The 25592-nt window shown below is 65.0% G+C and carries 21 protein-coding genes and 1 pseudogene; 17 read left to right on the top strand and 5 right to left on the bottom strand.

Going from position 1 to position 25592, the window contains the following annotated elements; translation table 11 throughout:
- Positions 1-8 precede the first annotated feature (8 nt).
- From NCS03_RS22540 to NCS03_RS22530, 3 genes are read right to left on the bottom strand one after another with little or no spacing between them, the layout of a single operon-like run.
- The gene (locus NCS03_RS22540; RefSeq protein WP_008348529.1) at positions 9-857 is read right to left on the bottom strand and encodes a TauD/TfdA dioxygenase family protein; all 849 of its coding nucleotides are present in this window, start codon (positions 855-857) and stop codon (positions 9-11) included.
- A 10-nt stretch (positions 858-867) separates the two neighbouring features.
- Positions 868-1848 (bottom strand): quinone oxidoreductase family protein, encoded by a 981-nt coding sequence (locus NCS03_RS22535; protein WP_250529822.1) that lies wholly within the window; start codon positions 1846-1848, stop codon positions 868-870.
- A 38-nt stretch (positions 1849-1886) separates the two neighbouring features.
- Positions 1887-2618 carry a universal stress protein gene (locus NCS03_RS22530; RefSeq protein ID WP_250529821.1) on the bottom strand — a complete coding sequence of 244 codons (732 nt, stop codon included), beginning with the start codon at positions 2616-2618 and terminating at the stop codon, positions 1887-1889.
- A gap of 137 nt (positions 2619-2755) precedes the next feature.
- On the opposite strand from NCS03_RS22530, the gene NCS03_RS22525 reads away from it, so the two are divergent.
- The 3 genes from NCS03_RS22525 (at position 2756) to NCS03_RS22515 (ending at position 8411) form a co-directional block, all read left to right on the top strand.
- Complete coding sequence (locus tag NCS03_RS22525; protein ID WP_008348523.1) at positions 2756-5431, top strand: winged helix-turn-helix domain-containing protein; 2676 nt, start codon at positions 2756-2758, stop codon at positions 5429-5431.
- 162 nt (positions 5432-5593) lie between these two features.
- Positions 5594-6718 (top strand): porin, encoded by a 1125-nt coding sequence (locus NCS03_RS22520; RefSeq protein ID WP_175981191.1) that lies wholly within the window; start codon positions 5594-5596, stop codon positions 6716-6718.
- A gap of 16 nt (positions 6719-6734) precedes the next feature.
- Positions 6735-8411, top strand: a complete 1677-nt coding sequence (locus NCS03_RS22515) for a fatty acid--CoA ligase (protein ID WP_250529820.1) — start codon at positions 6735-6737, stop codon at positions 8409-8411.
- Here NCS03_RS22515 and NCS03_RS22510 read toward each other — a convergent pair.
- Entirely contained in the window at positions 8393-10129 is a 1737-nt protein-coding gene (locus NCS03_RS22510; RefSeq protein ID WP_250457505.1) for a SulP family inorganic anion transporter, read from the bottom strand. The two genes, NCS03_RS22515 and NCS03_RS22510, sit on opposite strands and share 19 nt — an antisense overlap.
- A gap of 196 nt (positions 10130-10325) precedes the next feature.
- On the opposite strand from NCS03_RS22510, the gene glgX reads away from it, so the two are divergent.
- From glgX to NCS03_RS22475, 8 genes and pseudogenes are all read left to right on the top strand, one after another.
- Positions 10326-12425 carry a glycogen debranching protein GlgX gene (gene glgX, locus NCS03_RS22505; RefSeq protein ID WP_250529819.1) on the top strand — a complete coding sequence of 700 codons (2100 nt, stop codon included), beginning with the start codon at positions 10326-10328 and terminating at the stop codon, positions 12423-12425.
- A gap of 89 nt (positions 12426-12514) precedes the next feature.
- A complete protein-coding gene (locus NCS03_RS22500; protein WP_175981183.1) occupies positions 12515-14104 on the top strand; it encodes an aspartate-alanine antiporter-like transporter in 1590 nt (529 codons plus the stop codon).
- A gap of 42 nt (positions 14105-14146) precedes the next feature.
- The gene (locus NCS03_RS22495; RefSeq protein WP_008348512.1) at positions 14147-15142 is read left to right on the top strand and encodes a 2-hydroxyacid dehydrogenase; all 996 of its coding nucleotides are present in this window, start codon (positions 14147-14149) and stop codon (positions 15140-15142) included.
- A 10-nt stretch (positions 15143-15152) separates the two neighbouring features.
- Positions 15153-15824 (top strand): VIT1/CCC1 transporter family protein, encoded by a 672-nt coding sequence (locus tag NCS03_RS22490; protein ID WP_250529818.1) that lies wholly within the window; start codon positions 15153-15155, stop codon positions 15822-15824.
- 92 nt (positions 15825-15916) lie between these two features.
- Positions 15917-16141: pseudogene (locus NCS03_RS31280) on the top strand (DUF2950 family protein); the annotation flags it as partial.
- A gap of 21 nt (positions 16142-16162) precedes the next feature.
- Positions 16163-16636, top strand: a complete 474-nt coding sequence (locus tag NCS03_RS22485) for a glycine zipper family protein (protein WP_033536292.1) — start codon at positions 16163-16165, stop codon at positions 16634-16636.
- A 38-nt stretch (positions 16637-16674) separates the two neighbouring features.
- Positions 16675-17274, top strand: a complete 600-nt coding sequence (locus tag NCS03_RS22480) for a hypothetical protein (protein ID WP_008348505.1) — start codon at positions 16675-16677, stop codon at positions 17272-17274.
- Between the two features lie 35 nt (positions 17275-17309).
- On the top strand, positions 17310-17822 hold the full coding sequence (locus NCS03_RS22475) for a hypothetical protein (protein ID WP_008348503.1): 513 nt from the start codon (positions 17310-17312) through the stop codon (positions 17820-17822).
- Between the two features lie 10 nt (positions 17823-17832).
- On the opposite strand, the gene NCS03_RS22470 is transcribed toward NCS03_RS22475, so the two are convergent.
- Positions 17833-18759: a hypothetical protein gene (locus NCS03_RS22470; RefSeq protein WP_008348502.1), complete on the bottom strand. Its 927-nt coding sequence runs from the start codon at positions 18757-18759 to the stop codon at positions 17833-17835.
- 232 nt (positions 18760-18991) lie between these two features.
- On the opposite strand from NCS03_RS22470, the gene NCS03_RS22465 reads away from it, so the two are divergent.
- The 6 genes from NCS03_RS22465 (at position 18992) to NCS03_RS22440 (ending at position 25592) form a co-directional block, all read left to right on the top strand.
- Positions 18992-19204, top strand: a complete 213-nt coding sequence (locus NCS03_RS22465) for a DUF2964 family protein (RefSeq protein WP_250529817.1) — start codon at positions 18992-18994, stop codon at positions 19202-19204.
- Positions 19205-19262: 58 nt separating this feature from the next.
- Positions 19263-19520: an RNA recognition motif domain-containing protein gene (locus NCS03_RS22460; RefSeq protein ID WP_008348497.1), complete on the top strand. Its 258-nt coding sequence runs from the start codon at positions 19263-19265 to the stop codon at positions 19518-19520.
- Between the two features lie 101 nt (positions 19521-19621).
- A complete protein-coding gene (gene ppk2, locus NCS03_RS22455; RefSeq protein ID WP_008348496.1) occupies positions 19622-20455 on the top strand; it encodes a polyphosphate kinase 2 in 834 nt (277 codons plus the stop codon).
- 25 nt (positions 20456-20480) lie between these two features.
- Complete coding sequence (locus NCS03_RS22450) at positions 20481-22175, top strand: SulP family inorganic anion transporter (protein ID WP_008348493.1); 1695 nt, start codon at positions 20481-20483, stop codon at positions 22173-22175.
- Positions 22176-22322: 147 nt separating this feature from the next.
- Positions 22323-24614: a DUF3141 domain-containing protein gene (locus NCS03_RS22445; protein WP_250436782.1), complete on the top strand. Its 2292-nt coding sequence runs from the start codon at positions 22323-22325 to the stop codon at positions 24612-24614.
- Between the two features lie 39 nt (positions 24615-24653).
- The gene (locus NCS03_RS22440; protein WP_008348487.1) at positions 24654-25592 is read left to right on the top strand and encodes a phosphate acetyltransferase; all 939 of its coding nucleotides are present in this window, start codon (positions 24654-24656) and stop codon (positions 25590-25592) included.

Below are 25592 nucleotides of genomic sequence, written 5' to 3'. Positions count from 1 at the left end.
TCGATCCATCAGAAGGGCACGTCGCCGATGATCCCCGCGCGCTCCATCTTGCGATGACACGGCGGATAGTCCATCACCGCGTAATGCTGCGTGCTGCGGTTGTCCCAGATGGCGATGCTGTTCTTCTTCCAGCGCCAGCGCACCTGATATTCCGGGATATACGCCTGGCTCAGCAGATACGCGAGCAACTGCCCCGCGCCGGGATTCGCGTCCTGCCCGAAGCGCACGCGCTCCGGCGTGTGATAGTTGGTGAAGTGCGTCGCGAAGGCGTTGACGAACAGCACCTTCTCGCCCGTTTCCGGATGCGTGCGCACGACGGGATGCTCGGCATCGGGAAACTGCGCCTTCAGCGCGAGGCGTTTCTCGATAGGCATCGCCGCACCGAAACTCGCCTCGATGCTGTGCCGCGCGCGCAAATCCGCGATCTGTTCCTTGACGTGCGCGGGCAGCTTCTCATACGCGAGCACCATGTTCGCCCACATCGTGTCGCCGCCGACGGGCGGCGTTTCCACGCAGCGCAGCACGCAGCCGAAGGGCGGCGCGACGCGCCAGGTCGCGTCCGTGTGCCACGCGTTTTCGTAGCGGTCGTTCGGCTGATCGGGCGACTTGTAGATGCGCACGAGCCCCGGATGGTCCGGATCGCTTCCCGCGACCGGATGATCCTCCAGTTCGCCGAAGCGCCGCGCGAACGCGACGTGCTCCGCGCGCGTGATTTCCTGATCGCGCAGAAAAAGCACGCGATGCGCGAGCAACGCGGCGCGGATTTCGGCGAAGAGGGCGTCGTCGTGAATGGCGTCGGCGAGATTGACGTCGGTGAGTTCCGCGCCGATCGCGCAAGTAAGTTGTTCGATACGCATGAATGTCTCCTCAGACGACGAACACGGACGAACCCGTGGTCTTGCGCGCTTCGAGATCGCGATGAGCGTCCGCCGCGTCGCGCAGTGCATAGCGCTGGTTGATCTCGATGCGAATGCGCCCGCTCGCGACGTGATCGAAGAGTTCGGCGGCGAGCGCATTCTTCTCGGCCGGATCGGCGATGTAATCCGCGAGCGCCGGGCGCGTCAGATAGAGCGAGCCTTTCATCGCGAGCAATTGCGGATCGAACGGCGGAATCGGACCCGATGCGGTGCCGACGCACACCATCAGACCGCGGCGCGCGAGCGAATCGAGCGATGCGTTGAAAGTGGTCTTGCCGACGCTGTCGAATACCGCGTTCACGCCCTTGCCATCGGTCAGTTCGCGCACGCGCGCGGCCACGTCCTCGCGGCTGTAGTCGATCGTGTGCGCCACGCCATGCTCGCGCGCCACGCGCGCTTTCTCTTTGCTCGATACCGTGCCGATCACCGTCACGCCGAGCAGCTTCGCCCATTGCGACACGATCAGCCCGACGCCGCCCGCCGCCGCGTGCAAGAGCAGCGTGTCGCCACGCTCGAAGCGGCGGATGCGCGTCATCAGATAGGCGGCGGTGAGGCCGCGCATCGTCATGGCGGCGGCGCGCGTGCAATCGATCGCATCGGGCAGCTTGACGAGCGGCGCGGCGGAAATGATGCGCTCCGTGCTGTACGCGCCGAGCGTGTTGATGAAACCAGTGTAGGTCACGCGATCGCCTTCCTTCAGATGCGTGACGTTCGCGCCGACCTTCTCGACGACGCCCGCCGCTTCGACGCCCATGCCCGAAGGCAGCGGCACCGGATAGAGGCCCGAGCGGAAATACGTGTCCGCGAAATTGAGCCCGACGGCCTCGTGACGCAGACGGACCTCCAACGGGCCGGGTTCGCCCACGGCGACTTCTTCCCAGCGCAACACTTCCGGACCGCCGGTTTCGTGAAAGCGGATTGCATGTGCCATTGTTTCGTCTCCTTGAGTCTCTGTTTCCTGTATGGCGTTCAGCGCGCGAGCGCGTTCCAGTCGGCGTCGCGCAGATAGCGGCGCGCGGCCGGCAGCACGACGCCTTCGATGCGTCCCATGCGTTCGCACGCGAAGCGCGCGCTCGCAAGCAATGTGTCGTCGATGACCTCGCCATTCGCGATCGATGTCGCGACGCGCGCGAGCAGCGCCGCTTCGCGTTCGGCGAGGCGCGCGAGTTCGTCGAGTTCAGCATCAAGCGTCGATGTGCGCTCGCGCAATGCCGTGGTCAGCGCGGTTTCTTCGTGATGTGTTTCGCGAAGACGCTCGATCGTCCGCGCATCGGGTCGCGAAGTGCGCAATGCATCGTCGTAAGCGTCCGAGCGCATCCGATGCACGGCGAGCAGCGCGCCCGCCGCCTTCGTGGCCATCGGGCGCGCGTCGCTCGGCGCGATCAGCACGGCCACGCCCGGCAAGGGCGGCACCGCGCTGCCTTGCGCGATGCACACGAGGTCGTAATCGTTCGCCGCCGCCGAATCGATGCCCTGCACGCCGAGCACCGTCGCCGGCACGCCGTGCGCGCGAGCGGCGGCTTCGGCGCGGGCGAGGGCGGCCGCGATCCGGCGATGCTGCGCCGCATCGTCGCTCGCGCCCGCATGCAGGCTGACGAACGTGATGCGTGCGCCGAGCGAGCGCGCGAGCTCGGCCGCATGGCCAGTCGCCTCGACGCTGGCGTCGTTGCGCTCGACGGGCACGAGCAGATGTCGGTACATGGTGATCCTTCGGTTTTCAATTGCACGTTTGATCGAATCGTAGTGCGGGCGGCGGGCGAGCGCCCCTCTCGCGGCGGGAGGGGCTTGACGCACGCGCGCGATCCGAACCATCCTAGATGGAAGACAAAAAATTACCGATGCCCACCGACTCCCCATCCACCGAGCTCGTTCTGAAGACGATGGCGCCGCGCGCGCCGTCCGGGCTGCTCGCGCGCGCCCGTTTGAACGCCGACACCGCACGCAGCCAGATCGTGCTCGTGCAGGCCGGCGCGGGTTACGGCAAGACGTCGCTGCTCGCGCAATGGCGGCGCGAGTTTCTGGCGCACGGCGCGGCGGTCGCGTGGCTGCTCGCCGACGATCGCGACGACGCGGAGCGCTTCCTGCGCGCGCTCGTCCACGCGATCCGGACATGCTGCGCGCGGCCCTCGTTCGGGCGTCTCATCGCGGAAAATCCGGGCGTGCCCGCCGGCGCGTTCGATCTCGCCACCGCGTGGCTGGCCGAGCTTGCGCAGCTATCGCTCGATGTCGTGCTGATCGTCGACGAGGCCGATCGTCTGCCGGAACCCGGCGCGCAACTGCTCGATTACGTGATGCACAACGCGCCGCAGAATCTGCGCATCGTCGCGGCGGGGCGGCAGGGGCTCGACAAGCCCGCGGCGGAACTGCTCGCCTACGGACAGGCCGAACTCGTCGCGCCGGACGCGCTGCGTTTTCGCGTCGATGAAACCATCGCGCTCGTCACGCAGCGTTTCGGCGCGCGCGTCGACGCCGATGCCGCCGCGCGCCTCTTCGAAATCACCGGCGGCTGGCCGCTCGGCCTGCAACTCGCGCTCACCGCGATGGCGCGCGCGCAGGACCCGCGCACGGCGCTCGACAATCTCGCGGCGGGCCCGCGCGGCTTGCGCGAACCGCTCGTCGCGGCGCTGTTGAGCGAGCTGTCATCCGCCGATGAACGCCTGCTCGTCGACATCAGCGTCGTGGACGTGCTGCATCCCGACTTGTGCGAAGCCCTGACCGGCGACGCCGACGCGCCGCAACGCCTCGCACGTCTCACGCGCGATACGCCCGTCTTCGTGACGGCGGAGGAGAGCGACTGGTGCCGCCTGCATCCGCTCGTGCGCGACGTGCTGCAGACGCGCTTTGCCGCGCTCGCGGACGATGCGCGCGCGGAACTGCATCGGCGCGCGGCGCGCTGGCTCGGCGCGCGCGGCATGCTCGAACAGGCGGCGCGCCACGCGCATGCGGCGGGCGAGCGCGAACATGCGTACGAACTCGCGGAGCAGTCGCTGCACGACGCCGTGAAGCAAGGCCAGCTCGGCACCGTGCTCGAGTGGCTGGAACGTCTGCCGGAAGCCGAACTGGAAAAGCGTCCGCGCCTGTGTCTGGCGGTCGCGTGGGCGCTCGCGCTGGGCGAACGTCATCACGAGGCGCAGCGTCAGGTCGAGCGCGTGCTTGCATCGCCGGGTGCGGACGACGCCTTGCGTTACGAATGCGCGTTGATCCTGAGCGCGGCCGCGTGGTACGCCGACGATCCCGACCGCTTCCTGACGCTTTTCGAGCCGTGGGCGCAGACGCCGCCGCCCAAGGACTCGTGGCTCGCGCAGTCGCATGCGAACCGCCTCGCCGCCCGCGCGATGCTGCTCGGCGAGCCGGCGCAGGCGCGGCGTCTGCAACAGGCGGTGACGCGCGCGCAGATCGGCAAGGGGCTCGGCTATGTCGTGCGCTGGGGCGATCACATGGTCGGCCTGACGTGGCTTCAGGAAGGACAGGTGAAGCTCGCCGAAAGCGTCCTGCTGCCCGCGCTCGCGAGCGCCGAAGAAGACCTCGGGCGGCGTCATCCGCTGACGTGCATGTTCGCGGCGACGTGCGCGTCGATCGCGTATGAGGACGATCGCATCGACGAGGCCGCCGCGCTGCTCGCCAACCGTCTCGACGTGCTCGAACGCGCGGCGTTGCCGGAGACCGTCGTGCTCGCGTATCGCACGGCGGCGCGCATCGCGGCGTTGCGCGGCGACGAGCATCGCGCGCTCGATCTGCTCGAAATGCTTTACGCGATGGGCGTCGCGCGCAATCTGCCGCGTCTTTGCGTGACGAGCCTCGCGGAGCAGGTGAGCGCGCATGCGGGACGCTATCGCGCGCAGACCTGCGATGCGCTCGTCGAGCGTATCGACGCGATCGTCGATGAACACATCGCCACGCGCGGGCCGATCTGGAGCCGCTCCGTGCAGATGCTGCAGACGATGGCGCACGGCGGCGCGGCGCTCGCGCGTCAGGACTGGCCGGCTGCGGTCGAACCGCTCGCGCGCGCGGAACAGATCGCCGCGACGATGAAGCGCGGACGCGAGCGCATCGAGCTGATGGCGTTGCGCGCGTTCGCCCAGGAACGCGCGACGGGCGACGGCCACGCGCCGTTTCTCGAAGCGCTGAACCTCGCGCGCACGTATCACCTCGGGCGCGTGTTGATCGACGCGCATCCCGGTCTCGCCGACTGGGCGCGGCGCGTGAGCGAAGCGGGCGGCGTGGATGCCGGCGAGCGGCCGGTCGTGCCGCCGCATGTCGTGCGCGTGCCGCCGCGTTCGGGCGAAGGCGGGCCGCGCGCGTTGCCGAGCGTGATCCTCACGCCGAAGGAGCGCGAGATTCTCGAACTGCTCGCGCGCACCTTGAGCAACAAGGAAATCGCGCTCGCGGCGGCGGTCGGCGAGGGCACCGTCAAGTGGCATCTGAAGAATCTCTTCGGCAAGCTCGACGCCAGTTCGCGCAAGCACGCGGTGCGCCGCGCCATCGCGCTCGGCCTGCTCGAAGGCGTGCAATAGCGCCTTTTTCAAGCGTTTTCAGCAGGGTTTTCCCGCCTCTCTCGCAATCCCTACCCCTCTCTCCGTGAGAGGGGTTCGGCACTTGGCCGATGCGTATTCTTGCCTCCTGACGCCGCGACCCTATCGGTGCGCGGCGCATCCAGAACAAGATCAGGAGACTCGATGAAGCTCAGATTCGCCACTGCCGCAGGGCTCGTGCTGGCCGCCGGCGGCGCGCATGCGCAATCCACCGTGACGCTCTATGGCGTGCTCGACGCCGGCCTCATGTATCAGAGCACGTCGGCGGCGAGCTTCGCGCGCAACGCGCGGGACACGGGGAAGGTGTATCGCTTCAAGGACGGCGGCATCTATTCGAGCGTCTGGGGCCTGAAGGCCAGCGAAGATCTCGGCGGCGGCTACTTCATCAACGTGAAGCTGCAAGGCTCGTTCGATTCGGGCACCGGCAAGACCGGCCTCTCCGATACGCCCGGCGCCACCGCGATGTTCAATCAATACGCGACGATCGGCGTGTCCGGCCCGTTCGGCACCTTCAACGCGGGCCGCCAGATCGTGCCGATGATCTGGGCGATGTACGACACCGACGTGCGCCGCGCGCAGTATTTCGGCAGCGTGCTGACCGCATGGCTCGGCATGAACACGGCGGCCGGCTGGCCCGGCACGAGCACCAACGGCTCGATCGGCGCGCTCTACGACAGCAACGCGCTCGTGTATCAGTCGCCGACGTATGCGGGTTTGTCGGCATCGCTCGAATATGCGCCCGGCGGCGTGGCGGGACAGTTTCAGGGCGGCACGCGCGAATCGGCGGTGCTGAAGTACTCGAACTTCGGCTTGACGCTGACGGCTGTCTACTACAACGGCCACGACGCGAATCCCGCGCCCGGCTCCGTGCCCACCGGACTCAACAACAATCGCATGATGTATTTCGGCGGCCTGTACACGACGCACGGCTTCTCGATCTCGATGTCCTACGCGAACGGCAAGAACCCCGCCGATTCGGATCGCGCGAACTTCGACATGTACTCGGGCGGTCTTGGCTATCGCTTCGCGCCCAATCTCAACGTGACGACCGGCGTCTACTACATCAAGGACAAGAACCAGTCGTCGAATCACTCGCTGGAATTCGCGATCGGCGCGGAATACAACCTGTCGAAGCGCACGCTCGCGTATGCCGAAGTCGGCCACGTCGACAACAACGGCACGATGAACCAGATGATCGCCTACGGCCAGCCGACCGCGCCGGGCAAGTCGACGACCGCGGCCATGCTCGGCCTGCGCCACAACTTCTGAATATTTGGAGACAAGGATGCAAGACACGTATTTCGACCCGCACGCCGCGCCCGACGCGTATTCGTACCCGTTGCTCATCAAGCAGTTGCTGCACACGCCGCTCGCGAATTCGCCGGATCAGGAGATCGTCTATCGCGGCGCGGTGCGGCAGTCGTATCGCACGATGACGGAGCGCGTCGCGCGCCTCGCGAATGCCCTCGACGCGCTCGGCGCGAAGCATGGCAGCACCGTCGCGATGATGGACTGGGACAGCCATCGCTATCTCGAATGCTATTTCGCCGTGCCGATGATGGGCGCGGTCCTGCAATCGGTGAACGTGCGGCTTTCGCAGGACGAGATTCTGTACACGCTCAATCATGCGGGCGCGGACATGCTGATCGTGCATACCGATTTCCTGCCGGTGATCGACGCGATCAGAACGCGCCTCGAAACCGTGCGTACTTTCATCTGGATCGATGAGCAAGGCGTCGCGGTTCCGGAGCACGGCATCGGGTTCGCGCGCGAATACGAAGCGATGCTCGCCGCCGCCGATCCCGTCCGCGAGTTTCCCGATTTCGACGAGAACACGCGCGCCACGACGTTCTACACGACCGGCACGACCGGCAAGCCCAAGGGCGTGTACTTTTCGCATCGCCAGCTCGTGCTGCATACGATTGCCGGAATGGCCGCGCTCGCGAGCCCGGCGAGCGGCCAGCGCTTTCATCGCGGCGATGTCTACATGCCGCTCACGCCGATGTTCCATGTGCACGCGTGGGGCATGCCCTACATCGCGACGATGCTCGGCGTGAAACAGGTGTACCCCGGCCGCTATGTGCCGCAGAACATCATGCGTCTGATCGAGGAAGAAGGCGTGACGTTCTCGCATTGCGTCGGCACGATCCTGCATATGCTTCTGACATGCCCGGATGCCGACGCCGTCGATTTGCGCCGATGGAAGGTCGTGATCGGCGGCGGCGCGCTGACCGAAGGACTCGCGCGCGCGGCGCTCGGACGCGGCATCGACGTGTTCTCGGGATACGGCATGTCGGAGAGCGGTCCGCTGCTGAGTCTCGCGCAATTGCCCCCGCACGCGGACACGCTCGACGCCGACGAGCAAGTGCGCCTGCGTTGCACGACGGGCCGCGCGATTCCACTCGTCGACTTGCGCATCGTCGACGACGAACTGCGCGAAGCGCCGCGCGATGGCCGCACGTGCGGCGAGATCGTCGCGCGCGCACCGTGGCTCACGCAAGGCTACCTGAAGAATCGCGAGGCATCCGCGACGTTGTGGGAAGGCGGCGCGCTGCATACGCAGGACATCGGCAACGTCGATGCCGACGGCTATCTGCGCATCACCGATCGCGCGAAGGACGTCATCAAGTCGGGCGGGGAATGGGTGTCGTCGCTCGAAGTCGAAAGCCTGATCTCGCAGTTGCCGGGCGTGGCCGAGGTCGCGGTGATCGGCGTGCCCGATGCGAAGTGGGGCGAACGCCCGCTCGCGCTCGTCGTGCAGAAGCCGGATTGCGCGGCGCCGATCACGGAGGAAATGATCACGCGATATCTGCGCGGCATCGCCGAAACCGGACGCATCTCGCGCTATGCGGTGCCGCGCGACGTGCGCTTCATCGACGCGATCAGCAAGACGAGCGTCGGCAAGATCGACAAGAAGACGCTCCGGGCGCGCTTCGCCGACATTCAGGCGGCGGGCGTCTGACAGGCGAGCCAGGCGTCGACGGCGCTGCCTATCGTCGGATGAAAGCACGCATCGGGAAAGATCGGCGTCAGTTCGAAGCGCCTGAGCTTGTCGCGAACCGGGTCTTTCATCTCGGCGAAATGCAGCGCGATGCCGCGTTCCTGCAACGCGCGATGCAGTTCGCGCAGCATGTCGGCGGACGTGACATCGACGCTCGTGACCGGCTCGGCCGTCACGACGACGCGTTTGACTTGCGTCGGCGCCTGCTTCACCGCTTCGAGCACGCGCTGCTGGAACAGCTCGGCGTTCGCGAAGAAAAGCGGCGCGTCCCAGCGGAACAGCAGCAGGCCCGGAACCTGTTCCGCTTGCGGGTATCGCATCGTGTCGTGATAACCGCGCAGTCCTTCCACGCGCCCGAGCACGGCGTAATGCGGCCGCCATCCATCCCATAGAAATTCGATGACCGCGATCACCACGGCGATGCAGATGCCGGGAATCGCACCGAACACCGCCACGCCGGCGAAGCAGCAGATCGACAGCCAGAACTCCCATTGCTGAATGCGATAGATGCGCTTCAGATCCCTGAACTCGAATAGTCCGATGGCCGCGGCAATCACGACGGCCGCGAGCGCGCTGCTCGGCAGATGACGCAGCAGATTCGGCCCGGCGAGCAGCACGGCCGCCACCGCCACCGCGCCGACGATGCCCGTCACCTGCGTGCGCGCGCCCGCCGCTTCCGCGACAGGCGTGCGCGACGAACTGCTGCTGACCGGGAAGCCCTGAAACAGACCGGTCGCGAGATTGGCGACGCCGAGCGCGATCATCTCCTGATTCGGATCGACGCGCGTATTGGCGCGCGCCGCGAAGGTGCGCGACAGCACGCTGGTATCGGCGAAAGCGATGAGCGCGACCGCGCAGCCGCCGAGCACGATGCGCACGAAATCGGCATCGCTCAGCCACGGCAGCGAGAACGCGGGCAGTCCTTGCGGGATGGTCCCGAGCACTTTCACGCCGCGCTGGTCGAGATGGAACACGCTCACGCATAGCGTCGCGAGCACGACGGCGATGAGAATGCCCGGCACCTTGTCGAAGCGCTTGAGCAGGAGAATGAGCGCGAGGCTCGCCGCGCCGACGGCGAAGCTGTACCAGTTCGACTGGCCGGCGGCGATGCCTTTGGCGAGAGTCGCGAGATCGCGCAACGGCCCGTGATCTTCGATGGATATCGCAAAGAGCTTCGGCAACTGGCTGATCAGCACGGTCAGCGCGATGCCGTTCATATAGCCGTAGCGAATCGGCTTCGAGAGCAACTCGGTGACGAAGCCGAGCTTGAGCAGGCCGAAAACGACGCACACCAAACCGGAGACGATCGCCATCATGCCCGCGACGGCGATCGCGCGCGACGGATCGCCGGATGCGCTCAGCACGACGACCGCGAGCACGGGCGCGGCGAGCGCGGAATCGGGGCCGAGCACGAGAATGCGGCTCGGGCCGAAGATCGCGTAGGCGAGTAGCGGGACGATCGTCGCATAGAGGCCGCACACGCCCGGCACGCCCGACGCCTGCGCATATGCGACGCCGACGGGCACGAGCATCGTCGTCAGCACGAGTCCGGCGATGATGTCGTTCTTCAGCCACCCCACGCGATAGTCGCGCAGCAACGCGATCAACGGCACATGACGCGACCAGCCTTGCACGCCGCCGCCGCTCGAGCCTTCTTGTAACGTTTGTTCGGATGGCATGACCGATTCCACGCAACGTGTGCACTGATTCCGTTGTAGCCGGAATCCGAATGGGGTCAAGCGGATGAAACGATCCGACAGAAATATTGAAACGCTTAACACCCGCCGATGCGACGCGCGCCCGAGCCGTCCACTTGTAATCCGCGACGCCTCACATATCCTTGCTCAGTGTGACGAAGCGAAGCGGGAGACGACCATGAGCGATGTTCCTGCAGTCGCGCACGATCACGCGGGCTATCGCACGCGGACCGGCTCGCGCTTCCCGCTCGGCGCGACGGTCATGCCGGGCGGCGTCAACTTCTGCGCGTTCTGCCGGCGCGCGACGCGCGTCGAACTATTGCTGTACGCATCGGAAGAGAGCGTCGAACCGTTTCAGGTCATCGCGCTCACGAGCGAAACGAACCGCACGTATTTCTTCTGGCATGTGTTCGTCGAAGATCTGCCGCTGCGTTGCTGCTATACGTGGCGCGCATACGGCCCGCTCGACGTGCCCCAGATGAGCGACGAAGCCGCGAGCCGGAAGGAACTGCTCGATCCGCAAGCGCGCGGCGTGAGCGACCGCTTCTACGATCGCGCGCAGGCCGCCGCTGTGCACGCCGCCGAACACGCGTCGCTCAGAGGCATCGTGACGGAGCCGTTGAATCGGCCCGTCGACGACGTGGACATCCGCACGCTCGACGACGCGATCATCTACGAACTGCATGTCGGCGGCTTCACGCGGCATGCGTCGAGCGGCGTGCGTCATCCGGGCACGTTCGCAGGTCTCATCGAAAAGATTCCCTATCTGAAGGCGCTCGGCGTCACGCATGTCGAACTGCTTCCCGTGATGGCCTTCGACGAACAGGACCTTCCCGCCTTCGCCGCCGAGCGCGGACTTCGCAACTATTGGGGCTACAGCACATATGGCTTCTATAGCCCGCATCCGCGCTATTGCGTCGAGCCCGCGCGGGCGCCGCAGGAATTCCGCGAACTCGTCGACGCATTGCACGCGGCGGACATTCGCGTGCTGCTCGATGTCGTGTTCAATCACACGTCGGAGGCGGGCAACAACGGCCCGCTGATCCACTTCAAGGTCTTCGCCAACGACGCCTTCTATCAGTCCGACCCGAACGATTCGCGGCGATACCTCGATTACACGGGCTGCGGCAATACGGTCAATTGCAATCATCCGCTGGTGTCGGCGTTCATCATGCGTTGCCTCGAATACTGGGTGCGCGAACTCGGCGTCGACGGCTTCCGCTTCGATCTCGCGAGCGTCTTTGCTCGCGGCGAGCACGGCGAATTGCTGCGCACGCCGCCGTTACCCTGGGCGATGGAAGCATCGCCGATCCTCGCGCGCGTGCCGTTGATCGCCGAAGCCTGGGATGCGGGCGGTCTTTATCACGTCGGCACGTTCCCCGGCATGGACTGGTCCGAGTGGAACGGGCGTTATCGCGACGCGATCCGGCGCTTCGTGCGCGGCGAGCCGGGCGTCGTCGGCGAAGTGTGCACGCGCATCGCGGGCAGCGCGGACCTCTACGAGGACGATGGCCGGCTGCCCGCGAACAGCATCAACTTCGTGACGTGCCATGACGGCTTTACGCTCGCCGATCTCGTCAGCTACGACGCGAAGCACAACGAGGCGAACGGCGAGGACAACCGAGACGGCAGCAACGACAATCTGTCGTGGAATTGCGGCGCGGAAGGCGAGACGGACGATCCCGCGATCATCCAACTGCGGCTTCGGCAGGCGCGCAACTTCATCGCGATCCTGCTGCTGAGCCAAGGTGTGCCGATGCTTCTCGCCGGCGACGAGCTCCTGCGCAGCCAGCGCGGCAACAACAACGCGTTCTGTCAGGACAACGCGCTTTCGTGGATGGACTGGCAACTTTCCGACGACGCGCGCGACATGTTGCGTTTCACGCGCGAGATGATCGCGCTGCGCAAGCGTCACGCGAGCCTGCGCCGCCGACGCTTTCTGACGGGACGTCCGGCGAACGGACAGACGCATCCCGATGTCGCATGGCACGGCGAACGTCTCGATGCGCCCGCGTGGCACGACCCCGGCGCGCGCTTCGTGGCGTTCACGCTCGCGGGCCACGCGCCGGGCGAGCCGATGCTGCACATCGTCCTCAACATGAACGACGATGCGCGCGAGGCCGCGCTGCCGGCGGTGGACAATTCGAGCTGGCTGCGCGTCGTCGATACATCTGCCGAATCGCCGAACGACATTGTTCCGAATGTCGAAACGGCGCTCGTCGCGCGCGGTGCGTGCCGCGTCGAGGCGCGCAGCGTCGTCGTGCTTCAGTCCCGTTGAATGCGCACGGCGGTGCTGGACTGTGCGACGCAAAGCGCCTTTAATGTTCGTGTACTGCCGAGTTGCTTTGTCCACCCACAGGAGGCGGCATGGATGCAGTCAGAACCTTCCTCGAGAATCAGTCGTTGTTCGCGCTTTTTCTGACGATCGCGCTGGGCTATCTGATCGGTGAAATCAACATCAAAGGCGTGGCCCTCGGCTCCGGCGCGGTGCTGTTCGTCGGGCTCGCGATCGGCGCATTCGCGCCGAAGTCCGCACCGCCGCCGTTGCTCGGCACGCTGGGGCTGCTGCTGTTTCTATACGGCATCGGCATTCAGTACGGCGCGCAGTTCTTTCGCGGACTAACGAGCCGCGAGGGCATGAAGGCGAACATCGCCGCGTGCGTCGGCGTGATCGTCGCGGGCCTCGTGGCGTGCGGCTTCATCCACTTCGGCATCAAGCTCGCCGATGCGCTCGGCATGTTCGCCGGCAGCGGAACCAGCACGGCGAGCCTGCAGGTCGCGATCGCATCGATGAAAAGCAACGATGCGGCCGTCGCGTACAGCATTTCCTATCCGTTCGGCGTCGCTGGGCCGATCCTGCTCATCTATCTGCTCAACGTTGCGCTGAAGGTAAAGATTCAGAAGCCGCCCGCGAAGATACTCGAAACGGCCGAAATCGCGCTGCGAAACGCGGGCCTCATCGGCCTCAGGTTGTCGGAGCTGTCGAGCCGGCTGCCCTCGGGCGTGGCGATCGCGGCGGTGCGGCGCGCGCATCACAATCAGTTGCCCGCCGCCGACCTCACGCTGCGCGCCGACGACGTGCTGCTCGCCACGAGCACCGATCGCCGTCTGCTCGAAGAAGCCGCCGCGCTCTGCGGCGAAATGCAGCCGGGCCGCATGACGAGCCATCGCGAGGACCTCGACTACATGCGCGTGTTCGCGTCGAATCCGGCGGTCGTCGGCATGGCGCTCGGCGACATCCGCTTTCCCGATGGCGTGAACTGCGCCATTGCGCACGTGCGGCGCGGCGACGCGGACATGCTCTCGACGCCCGATCTCATCCTCGAAGCGGGCGATCGCGTCGGGCTGCTCGTCAATCGCGCGCATCAGGCGACCATGCGGACGTTCTTCGGCGATTCGATCAAGGGCACGGCGGACCTGAGCTTCATCTGCCTCGGCATCGGCGCGGCGCTGGGCTTGCTGGCCGGCGCGATTCCGCTGCCGATTCCCGGCCTCGGCGCGTTCAGTCTGGGTCTCGCCGCGCTGCTCCTGGTCGCGCTGTGTCTCGGCAAGGCGCGCCGCAACGGGCCGTTCGTCTGGGTGATGCCGCTGTCCGCGAATCTCGTCTTGCGCAATCTCGGCCTCACGATTTTTCTCGCGCAAGTGGGCATTTCGTGCGGGCCGAAGTTCGTCGACACCGTTGGCACCGCCGGGCCGATTCTGCTGGTCTTCAGCATCATCACGGTATTCGTGCTCGTCGCGGTCACGGCGATATGCTGCCTGTGGATTTTCAGGCTGCCGTTCGACACGTCGATCGGCGTGATCTGCGGCGCGACCGGCAATCCGGCGATCCTCGCGTTCGCGAACCGCGTCGCGCCGACGGATCAGCCGGACATCATGTACGCGATGATTTTTCCGTCGATGACCATCGTCAAGGTGTTATTCGTGCAGATCGCCATATCGCTGGCCGCGGGTTAGGCTCTTGGCCGGCCCGTCAATACAATTTTCAAGGAGTGCATCATGGAAGTGGCGATCTATAGTTCGACCCCTTACGAGCGTCAGTACATCGACCAGGCGAACAAGAAGGAAAACCACAAGCTCCGGTACCACGACATGTCGCTCGACATGGACACCGTCGAGCTCGCGGCGGGCTACGGCGCGGTCTGCATCTTCGTCAACGATACGGCGAATGCCGAAGTGCTCGAAGCGCTGCACAAAGGCGGCACGCGTCTCGTGGCGCTGCGCTGCACCGGCTTCAACAACGTCGATCTCGCGGCCGCCGCGAAGCTCGGCATCAAGGTGGTTCGCGTCGTCAACTATTCGCCGAACTCGGTCGCGGAGCACGCGGTCGCGCTCTTGCTCGCGATCAATCGCAAAGTGCATCGCGCATACAACCGCACGCGCGATTCGAACTTCTCGCTCGACGGCCTCATCGGTTTCGATCTGTACGGCAAAACCGTCGCGGTCGTGGGAACGGGCAAGATCGGCTGCGTGTTCGCGAAGATCATGCAGGGCTTCGGCTGCAACGTGATCGGCTACGATCCGTATCCGTCGAAACAGTTCGAGGCGCTCGGGTTGCGTTACGCGACGTCCGGCGAGATCGGCGAGAAGGCGGACATCGTCGCGCTCTTTTGCCCGCTGACGCCAGAGACGCATCACATCATCAACGCGGAATCGCTCAAGCGTTCGAAGCACGGCGCGTTGCTCGTCAATACGAGCCGCGGCGGACTGATCGACACCGAAGCGGTGATCGAAGCGCTGAAGACGGGACAACTGGGCGGCCTCGCAATCGACGTCTACGAACAGGAAGCCGATCTCTTCTTCCGCGATCTCTCGAGCGAAATCATCACCGACGACGTTTTCCAGCGGCTCGTGTCGTTTCCGAATGTGATCGTGACGGGGCATCAGGCTTATCTGACGCGCGAAGCGTTGACGACGATCTGCGAAACCACGCTGCAGAGCATCACGGCTTTCGAGAACAATCAACCCCTGGAAAACGAGGTGAAGGTCGGATAGCCGCGCGCTCATGCACGACGAGACTTCGCCGGGCAAACGCACGCGAGCGCCGGTGCTCGACACCGTCGATCGCGTGTCGGAGCTGTGCTTCGGCCTCTTCATGGCGCTGACGTTTGTCGGCACGGTATCGGCGGCGACGGGCGGCGAGGCGGCGGGACACAAGATGCTCTACACGGCGCTCGGCTGCAATCTCGCGTGGGGTCTCGCCGATGCCGTCATGTATCTCGTTCGCACGATCGCGGACCGCGCGCGCAGGCACGCGCTCGCGCTTGCGATCCAGCGCGAGCGCGACGCGGCGGCGGGCGTGCGCATGTTGCGCGAGAGAGTATCCGCGACGCTCGATCCGTTCATCTCCGACGACGATCTCGAATCCATCCGCAAGCGCATCGCCGCGAGCGACAGCCTGCCGGAACGCGCGCGCTTCGTGCGCGACGATTTTCTCGCGGCGCTGGGCATCTTCGTCATCATCGTACTGTCGACGTTTCCGGTCGCCGCGCCTTTTGTTCTCGTCAAGCACGTTCCGACCGCGCTCTTCATATCGCGCGTGCTCACGCTCGCGATGCTGTTTTGCTGCGGCTTCGCGCTGGGCGGTTATGCGGGTTGGCGCGGCTGGAAAGCCGGTCTCGCGATGATGGCGCTCGGCGTGCTTCTGACGATGGCGATCATCGCTTTAGGCGGGTAATTAAAAGCCCGAGTCGTTCGACAAATCAGCGAACAAACACCTATGCGGCGATTCTTGAATTCGCCAGGACGTTCGCATATCTTCGAATATGCATGTTTTTCGCGGCGCTGCGTCCGGCGCGCATCAAGCTACAAACGGCAACACGAGAATACAAAATTTGCTGTTCTGGTCAGAGGTTCTTCACGCGTTCGCTTCCTGAATCCGGAGTGGTCTGTATTGCAGACTATCGCGTGCAATCCGGCGCAAGCGGCGCGATGACTTTCATTGTCAATAACGACGGCGTCGTGTATCAAAAGAATCTTGAATCGCCAACTCTGGAAATCAGGCAAGGAGTCGCCATGAATGCAACGAGATTGCGTGCCGGCTGCGCCATCGTGATCGCCGTGATGGCGCTCGACGCTATTGCGCAGAGCAAGCCGATCGCTTATCCGGCCAAGGGACAGAGCGCGCAGAAGCAGCAAAGCGACGACGGCGCGTGCTACAGCTGGGCGAAGAGCAACACGGGCATCGACCCGGCGACGGCATCGGCGGCGCCGCCACCGCAAGGCGGACCGGCTGTGGGCGGCGGCGAGCGCGTCGGCGGCGCGGCGCGCGGCGCGGCGGGCGGCGCGGTGATCGGTGCGATCGCGGGCGATGCGGGCAAGGGCGCGGCCATCGGCGCGGCGACGGGCACGATGGCCGGCGGCATGCGCGCACGGCAGAACAAGCGGGCGCAGGAATCCAACGCGCAGGCGCAGAGCCAGGGCGCGATGCAGACGTACTATCGCGCGTGGTCGGCGTGCATGCAGGGACGCGGTTACACGATCCAGTAACGTCATCGCGGTATCGATAGAACAAAAGGAGCGCGAACATGAAACGCGTCAGCCTCGTTGTCTTGTCATGCCTTGCGCTATCCGCAAGCGCCTTTGCAGCCGATCCCACCGCCGATCCTCAGGCCGACGTCAGCGTCGTGCGAAACCCGGACGGCGCGACGGTGCAGGGCGTCGCGAAGGTGACGGCGACGATCGTCGGCATCGATCCGGCGACGCGCACCGTCACGCTGAAAACGAACGCCGGCAAGGTGATGGAACTGGAAGTCACGAACGAAGCGCGCAACTTCGATCAGCTCGCAGTCGGCGATGTCGTCACCGCGCAGTACCGCGAGTCGTTGACGCTGAGCCTGCTCGACAAGAAGACGCAGCCGTCGCGTTCCGAGAGCGACTCGGCCGAGCGCGCGGCGCCGGGCGCGAAGCCGGGCGGCGAGGTCGGGCGCGAAGTGACGATCATCGCCGATGTGATCGCCGTCGATCGTCATGCGAAGACCGTGACGCTGCGCGGGCCGCGCGGCGAGACGGTCGATCTGCACGTTCAGGATCCCGAGCGCCTGAAGCGCGTCAAGAAGGGCGATCAGGTGAAGGCCGTTTATACGGAAGCGTTCGCCATATCCGTGGAACCCGCCATGACAAAATAAGGCGCCACCAACCGTGGCGGACGCGGGAGAGACCCATGAAAAAACGCTTTGCATTCGCGCTGACGCACGGCGCGTGCGCCGTCGCGCTCGCGCTCGCCGGTTGCGCGCAGCCGGAACAGCGCGTGCAGCCCGGCATGGATCAGCAGGCGATCGTCGCCAGGCTCGGGCCGCCGAAGGAAACCTACGACCTGCCGAACGGCGGCAAGCGTCTGATGTGGCCCACGCAGCCGATGGGATCGACGACCACGGCCGTCGATCTCGATGCGTCGGGCAATACGGTCAGTGTTCGGCAAGTGCTTCAGGAAAACGAGTTCTACCGCGCCGAGGTCAACAAGTGGACGCGCAACGACGTGATGATCGCGTTCGGACGCCCGTTCGAGACGGCCTATTTCAAGCGGATGGATCGCGAGGTGTGGACGTATCGATACCTGGAGAACAACATCGACCACATGCTGTTCCATTTCTATTTCGACGCTCAGGGCGTGCTCCGGCAGACGCAGAAGCAGCCCGATCCGAAATACGATCCGAGCCAGCGCAACGTGCTTTGAACGGCGCGCGCTAGAAGCTGACGGCGAGACCGAACGACACGCCGTGCACGTTGTGGCCGAACACGTAGCGCACCATCGCGCGCGTGCGCGTGATGACGACAGGATATTTGCTGCTGTCCAGTTCGAGCCCGACGCCGAGCGATGTCAGATCGTTGAAGCCGAGCACGCCCGCGCTGTCGCCGAAGTAATGCGAGTACGCGGTTTCGAGCACGTAGCGCACCGGCCTGTCGAGCGCGGCGAAGCCTGTGGGCGCACGCCAGCGCGCCCACAGGCTGAACTGCTGCGCGGTCGCGGAGCCTTGCACCGCTTCCGAGGAACTGCCGAAGCTGCGTAGATAAATATCGGTTGCGCGCAGTTCGACATCGACCTCGTAGTGCTCGCGATAATGCTCGAGATCGAGCATCAGCGAGCCGCCGACGCCGTACGCATTGAGCGCGCCGTCCTCGAGGAACTGCAGATTGGTGTTGGCGACGTGATTGAACACCGTCTGCGCGATGCGCGCATCGCTCGCGACGCGGCCGATCATGCCGTTGATGATCGGGCGAAATTTCAGCTCGCTCGTGATCGGGAAGTCCCAGCCGACGCCAACCGTCGTGCTGAACGTGTTCCATTTCGCAGGCACCGCGCGCTGCTGGTCGCCGTCGGTCGCGATGAAGGTCGGATCGTAGCGGCTGTACGCGAGCGTGCCTTCGAGGTAGAGCGGAAACGAATTGCTGAGGGTAAAGCCGCCGCCGAGTTGCGTCTGACCGAAGCCCGGATTGCCGGTCGTGCCGCTATTGATCGACAGTGAACTTGTCGTGACATCCGGCACCGCGGTGTACGACATGATCGCGAGCACGGAATTCGCATACTGCTTGACGTTTGCGCCGACGACCGCGCGGTCCGGCGCGCCCTGCGCCAGCGCGGCGCAGGGCGCGGCAGCGAGGACGAAGAGCATCACGAAATTTCGCAACCTGGTCGGGAAAGGGGTTGGCTTTTGCATCTGCGGGGCGCGTCAGAACGTTAATTGGTTTAGTTGGTCATGCGTTGCATTTGCTGCTCCGCCATACGCGGGAAATGTAGCCTAACGATCGCGGCGCGCCAAGGTCATTGCACACGAGTGTGTTCACAGGACGACGGAAGTTTTCCTAAACTGAAGCTATCTCGCGCACCGCTTCCGGGAGACATCGATGAGACTGAACGAGCCGCGCATGGTGGTTGCCTCGATTGGCGTGTTCATCTGGCTCGCCGGGCTGTATTTCACGATCCACGGCCTTCTGTACGACATGAAACTCGAATTCCGTTACGGCATGTGGGTGCTCGGCATCGGGATCGTGACTTTCGTCGTCGCGCTGAATCCGCTCGCGCAGCGCAAATCGGCCAAGCGAGATGGGTCGACCTGAGCCGTCCGTTGGTGTATTAGTCGAAGAAACGTCGCACAACTCAACGGAGAATCTTGCAATGGGCGATCTCTGGATAGGCAACGTGGAAGAGTCCACGACCGACGACGAAATCAGGGAATTTCTCTGCCGCTACGGCTTTCCACCCTACGATTCGATTCAGCGCGTGACGGGTACCGGCGAGCATCCGGCCGCGGTCGTCACCTTCGATTCGATCGAGCCGCACGTGCTGCGCACCTTTCAGCCGCGCATCCACAACATGTTCTGGAAGAACCGCACGCTCGTGGTGCAGGTCGTGCCCGAGCGCAACGAAACCTGACGGCGTCATGACGGGTCCGCGACCATGTGCCGCGCGCATCGTCGCGACGGCGGACTCGATTCGTCCGCGCGGATGGCATCCAAAAATATCGGGAGACAGCAATGAACGAAGAGAGGGCTGTCGGCGAATCGAGAGGCGTGCGTGAAGGCGCGGGCGTGCATGAGCGCCTGAACAGGAAACAGTACGAAAAAGAGCTTGCGCGCCTGCATGTGGAACTCGTGAAGCTGCAGGAATGGGCCGTCTACACGGGCGCGAAAGTCTGCGTCGTGTTCGAGGGACGCGACGGCGCGGGCAAGGGCGGCACGATCAAGGCGATTACCGAGCGGGTGAGCCCGCGCATCTTCCGCGTGGTTGCGCTGCCCGCGCCCACCGAGCGCGAAAAGACGCAGATGTACGTGCAGCGCTATCTGCCGCATCTGCCCGCCGCGGGCGAGATCACGCTTTTCGACCGAAGCTGGTACAACCGCGCGGGCGTCGAACGCGTGATGGGCTTCTGTACCGAGGACCAGGCGAAAACCTTTCTGAAAGGCGTGCCGCTCGTGGAGCGCGCGATCATCGATTCGGGCGTGATTCTGCTCAAGTACTGGCTCGAGGTCGGTCAGGAAGAGCAGACGCGGCGTCTCGAGGAACGCATCCACGACGAACGCAAGATCTGGAAGCTCTCGCCGATGGACCTGCGTTCCTACAGCCGCTGGTACGACTACTCGCGCGCTCGCGACGACATGTTCGAGGCCACCGACACGGAACAGGCGCCGTGGTACGTCGTGCGTTCCGACGACAAGCGCCGCGCGCGCCTGAATCTCATCAGCCATCTGCTCGCGAATATCCCGTACAAGGCCGTGCCGCGCGAAAAGGTGAAGTTGCCGAAGCGCCAGAAGGCGGAGGGGTATCGCGAAAGCGATCGGCCGCTGCGCTACGTGCCCGAGCGTTTTTAGCGCGACTTTGGAACGCGGGATCGTCATGCCGCATCGCGCGTCCATCGCGCCCGAATGGCTGTTTCGTTACGAGAAGCCGTGGGCGCGCGCCGATATCGTCGCGGGCCTGACGGCGGGGGCGGTCGTCATACCGAAGGCGCTCGCGTACGCGACCATCGCGGGCCTGCCGGTTCAGGTCGGCCTCTACACGGCCTGCGTGCCGATGATCGTCTACGCGTTCGTCGGCACGTCGCGCGCGCTGTCCGTCAGCACGACGACCACGCTCGCGATTCTCGCGGCGAACGCGCTCGGCGCGACCGTCGCGAATGGCGATCCGCACGCGCTCGCCGTCGCCAACGCGACGCTGACGATGCTCGTCGGCATCATGCTCGTCGCGGGGGCGTGCCTGCGTCTCGGGTTCGTCGCGAACTTCATTTCCGAGCCGGTGCTCGTCGGTTTCAAGGCGGGCGTGGCGATCGTCATCGTCGTGGATCAGTTGCCGAAGCTCTTCGGCATTCACTATCCGAAGGGATCGTTCTTTCACAACGTCGGCGCGTTCGTCGCGGGCTTGCCGCATCTGTCGGCGAGCACGCTCGCGCTCGCGTTGGCGACGCTCGCCGCGCTCATCGCGCTCGAACGCTTCGCACCGCGCGCGCCCGCGCCGTTGTTCGTCGTCGCGGCGGCGATCGTCGCGGTGGCCGCGTTCGGTCTGCGCGCGCACGGCGTCGAAACGGTCGGCGCGGTGCCGGCGGGATTGCCGTCGTGGACACGGCCGGATCTGTCGCTTGCATTGAAGCTGTGGCCGGACGCGCTCGGCATCGCGTTGATGAGCTTCACCGAAAGCATCGCGGCGGCGCGGGCGTTCGCACGCAACGACGAACCCGCGCCCGACGCGAACCGCGAACTGCTCGCGACCGGCCTCGCGAACGCGGCCGGCGCGCTTTTCGGCGCGATGGTCTCAGGCGGCGGAACGAGCCAGACGGCCGTCAACCGGCAGGCGGGCGCGCGCACGCAACTCGCGGGACTCGTGACCGCGGCGCTCGCGCTCGCCGTCATGCTGCTGTTCGCGCCGCTCATGGCGCTGATGCCGCACGCGACGCTCGCGGCCGTCGTCGTGTTCTATTCGATCGGGCTTTTCAGCCCCGCCGAATTCCGCGCGATCCTGAAGATTCGCCGCACCGAATTCGTGTGGGCGCTCACGGCATGCGCGGGCGTCGTGTTGTTCGGAACGCTGGAAGGCATCGTGGTGGCGATCGTCGTGTCGCTCTTCGCGCTCGCGCATCAGGTGTCCAATCCGCCTGTGTACGCATTGAAGCGGATACCGGGAACCAACGTGTTCCGGCGCGCTTCGTCGCGGCATCCGGACGACGAAGCGTTTCCCGGCTTATTGCTGCTGCGTCCCGAAGGGCGGATATTCTTCGCGAATGCGCAACGTGTCGCCGAAAAGATCCGCCCGCTCGTGCGCGATTCCGACGCGAAGATCGTCGTGCTGGATCTGAGCCGGGTCTTCGATGTCGAATACACCGCGCTCAAGATGATGATCGAAGCCGAAGCGCGCCTCGCCGCGAACGGCACCACGCTCTGGCTCGCGGGCCTGAATCCGGGCGTGCTCGCGGCGGTGCGGCGCTCGCCGCTCGGCGCGCTGCTCGGCGAAGCGCGCATGTTCTACAACCTCGAACATGTCGTCGCGAAGTATCAGGAGATTGTTTCGCGCAATGGCGATGAAGTCGCGCGTCGTTGAGTCGCGAATTTTTGCCACCTGCTTGTCGCACATTGCGCATATATTTTGATGATGGTATCCAAGTCATCGGACCATGCGTTCATCATGGCCGCCGATGCATCTGCTTCCTGCGTTGTCCCTTGCACGTTCCCTCGCGGAGATCACGTCATGACGTATGCAGATCAACTAGCGCGCAGCCAGAAAATCGCGGAAAAGGTCACACGCGTTTATCAGAAGCGCGCGGAGCTTGCGCAGCATCAATTCAGCGAGCGCGCGCGCGAAGCAGGCGTGCGTGTCCTCGGCAACGGCGAGGCTGATCGTTTCAACGGCTTCGACTATGCGGTCGATGTCATGCAGCGCACGGTGCTCTTCTGGGACACGCTGCGTCAGCGCGGCAACAACTTCATCGAGCAGGCGAAGCGCGGTCTCGAACCGGTGCTGCATTTCGCGCATGAAATGCTGCTCGACGGACGCACGTTCGCGCGGCCGGTGAACTATGCGCTGTTGCGTATCGTGCCGCCCGAAGGCGTAGTCATCGATCCGCTGAAGCGGCCGTATCTCATCATCGATCCGCGTGCGGGGCATGGTCCGGGCATCGGCGGATTCAAGGACGATTCGCAAGTCGGCGTCGCGTTGCGCGCGGGTCATCCGGTGTACTTCGTCACGTTCTTTCGCGACCCGCAGCCCGGCCAGACGCTGCTCGACGTATGCGCGGCCGAGCAGCAGTTCGTGAAGCATGTGCGCGAGATGCATCCGGACAGCCCGAAGCCCGCTATCGTCGGCAATTGCCAGGGCGGCTGGGCCGCGATGATGCTCGCGAGCTCGCAGCCCGACGATACCGGTCCGCTCGTCATCAACGGCGCGCCGATGTCGTACTGGAGCGGCGCGTGGAGCGAAGGCGAGGGCGACAACCCGATGCGCTACTCGGGCGGCATGCTCGGCGGGACGTGGCTCGCTTCGCTGACGGCCGATCTCGGCAACGGCAAGTTCGACGGCGCGTATCTCGTCGAGAACTTCGAGAACCTGAATCCGGCGAACAGTTTCTGGGACAAGTACTACACGCTGTTCGACAAGATCGACACCGAACCGCCGCGCTTTCTCGACTTCGAGCGCTGGTGGGGCGGCTATTACCTGATGAACCGCGAAGAGATCGAATGGATCACGCGCAATCTTTTCGTCGGCAACAAGCTGTGGTCGGGCGAAGTGCGCGGCGCGTCGGGCGCATCGTTCGATCTGCGCGCGATCAAATCGCCGATCATTCTCTTCGCTTCGATGGGCGACAACATCACGCCGCCGCAACAGGCCTTCAACTGGGTCGCGGATATCTACGGCAGCACCGACGAGATCAAGGCACGCGGGCAGGTGATCGTCGGACTGATGCACAAGAGCATCGGGCATCTCGGCATCTTCGTGAGCGGCAAGGTCGCGAAGAAGGAATACACGCAGATCGCATCGGTGCTGGAAGCGATCGAATCGTTTCCGCCGGGGCTGTACGGCATGGAGATCGCCGAACGCAAGAACGCGAACGGCAAGACCGAATACGACGTGAGCTTTCACGAGCGACGTCTCGAAGACGTGACCGCGCGCTTCAACCGTTTCGAGCGTATCGACGAACTGCCGTTCGAAGCGGTGAAACAGGTATCGGATTTCAATCAGCGTGCGTACGAACTGTTCGCGCAACCCTTCGTTCAGGCAATGGCCAACGACGCGACCGCGACGATGCTGCGCGCGTTCCATCCGTTGCGCGCGCAGCGCTGGATGTTCTCCGATCTGAATCCGTGGCTTGCATGGCTCGGCCCGGCGGCGGAAGCGGTGAAGGCCACGCGCAAGCCCGACACCGAACGCGACGCGTTGCGCCGTGCGGAGCATTGCGGCTCCGACATGATCAGCGCGAGCCTCGACTTCTATCGTGCGATGCGCGACGCCACGACCGAAGCGATGTTCTTCTCCGTGTACGGCAACCTGCTGCCGGCACAGCGCGTGCAGGAACGCGAGACGCAAGAAAATCGGACCGATCCGCGCGATCTGCCGTTCGTTCAGGAAGCGCTCGCGTCGGTTGCGCACGGCGGATACGCGGAAGCCGTCGCGCGCGTCGCGTGCCTGCTCATGCGTCACGACGAGCCGTTGCCGCTCACGCGCATGGTGCTGCGTCAGGAACTCGCGGCCGACTATGCGGAGTATTTGCCGCAGATGCCGCGCGACGAATGGCGGCGCATTCGCGGCGAACAGGAAATCATCGTGCGCTACGAGCCCGAGCAGGCGCTCGCGTCGTTGCCCGGTCTGCTCGACGACAGCGACGACCGCAAGAAGCTCCTCACGCTCTTCGACAAGCTGCACGACGACAGCCGCATGCAGGGCTTCGAGCCGACGGCCGCGCAGCACGACATGCTCGCGCGCATCCGCGCGGCGCTGCCGGTCAAGGCTGCGCGCGCGCCAAGACGTTCCGCGCCCGCGCACTGATGTTCGGGCGTTGCATCACACGTAACTACGGAGGGTGAAATGAATCAGCCGCGCGAAAAATATGTACGGCTCATCGAGGTTTGCCAGGCGTTGCCGCCGCTCGCGGTGGCGGTCGTGCATCCCTGCGACCGGACATCGCTCGAAAGCGCGGTGAAGGCGCACGAGATGGGTCTGATCGCGCCGCAGCTCGTCGGGCCACGCGATCGCATTCGCGAGGTGGCGGAAGAATGCGGCCTCAACATCGCGGGCTTTCCGATCGTCGATGCGCCGCACAGCCACGCCGCTGCCGAAAAGGCGGTGGAACTCGTGCGCGAGGCGAAGGCCGAAGCGCTCATGAAAGGCAGCCTGCACACCGACGAAGTCATGGCCGCGGTCGTGAAGCGCGAAGGCGGACTGCGCACGTCGCGGCGCGTGTCGCATTGCTTCATCATGGATGTGCCGGGGCACGACGACGTGCTCATCATCAGCGACGCGGCCATCAACATCGCGCCGACGCTCGCCGATAAAGTCGACATCCTGCAAAACGCGATCGATCTCGGCCACGCGCTGCGTTTCGCGGAAGTGCGCGTCGCGATTCTCTCGGCGATGGAAACGGTGAACCCGAAGGTGCCGTCGACGCTGGAGGCCGCCGCGCTCTGCAAGATGGTCGATCGTCATCAGATCACGGGCGCGCTCGTCGACGGGCCGCTCGCGCTCGACAATGCCATCGACCTCGAAGCGGCGCATACGAAGAAGATCGATTCGCCCGTCGCGGGGCGCGCGAACGTGCTGATCGTGCCGGACCTCGAAGCGGGCAACATGCTCGCGAAGAGTCTGTCTTTTCTCGCGAATGCGGATGCGGCCGGCATCGTGCTCGGCGCGCGCGTGCCGATCATTCTGACGAGCCGCGCCGATTCGCTGCAATCGCGGCTCGCATCGTGCGCGATCGCATCGCTCGTGGCGTCGAAGCGCCGCGAAGAAGCGCAAGTAGTGGGGTGA

It is taken from the genome of Caballeronia sp. ATUFL_F1_KS4A, assembly GCF_023630905.1.
GTDB classification, from domain to species: domain Bacteria; phylum Pseudomonadota; class Gammaproteobacteria; order Burkholderiales; family Burkholderiaceae; genus Caballeronia; species Caballeronia zhejiangensis.
Note: the sequence above shows the minus strand (reverse complement) of the source record. Positions and strands in the feature narration are given on the sequence as shown.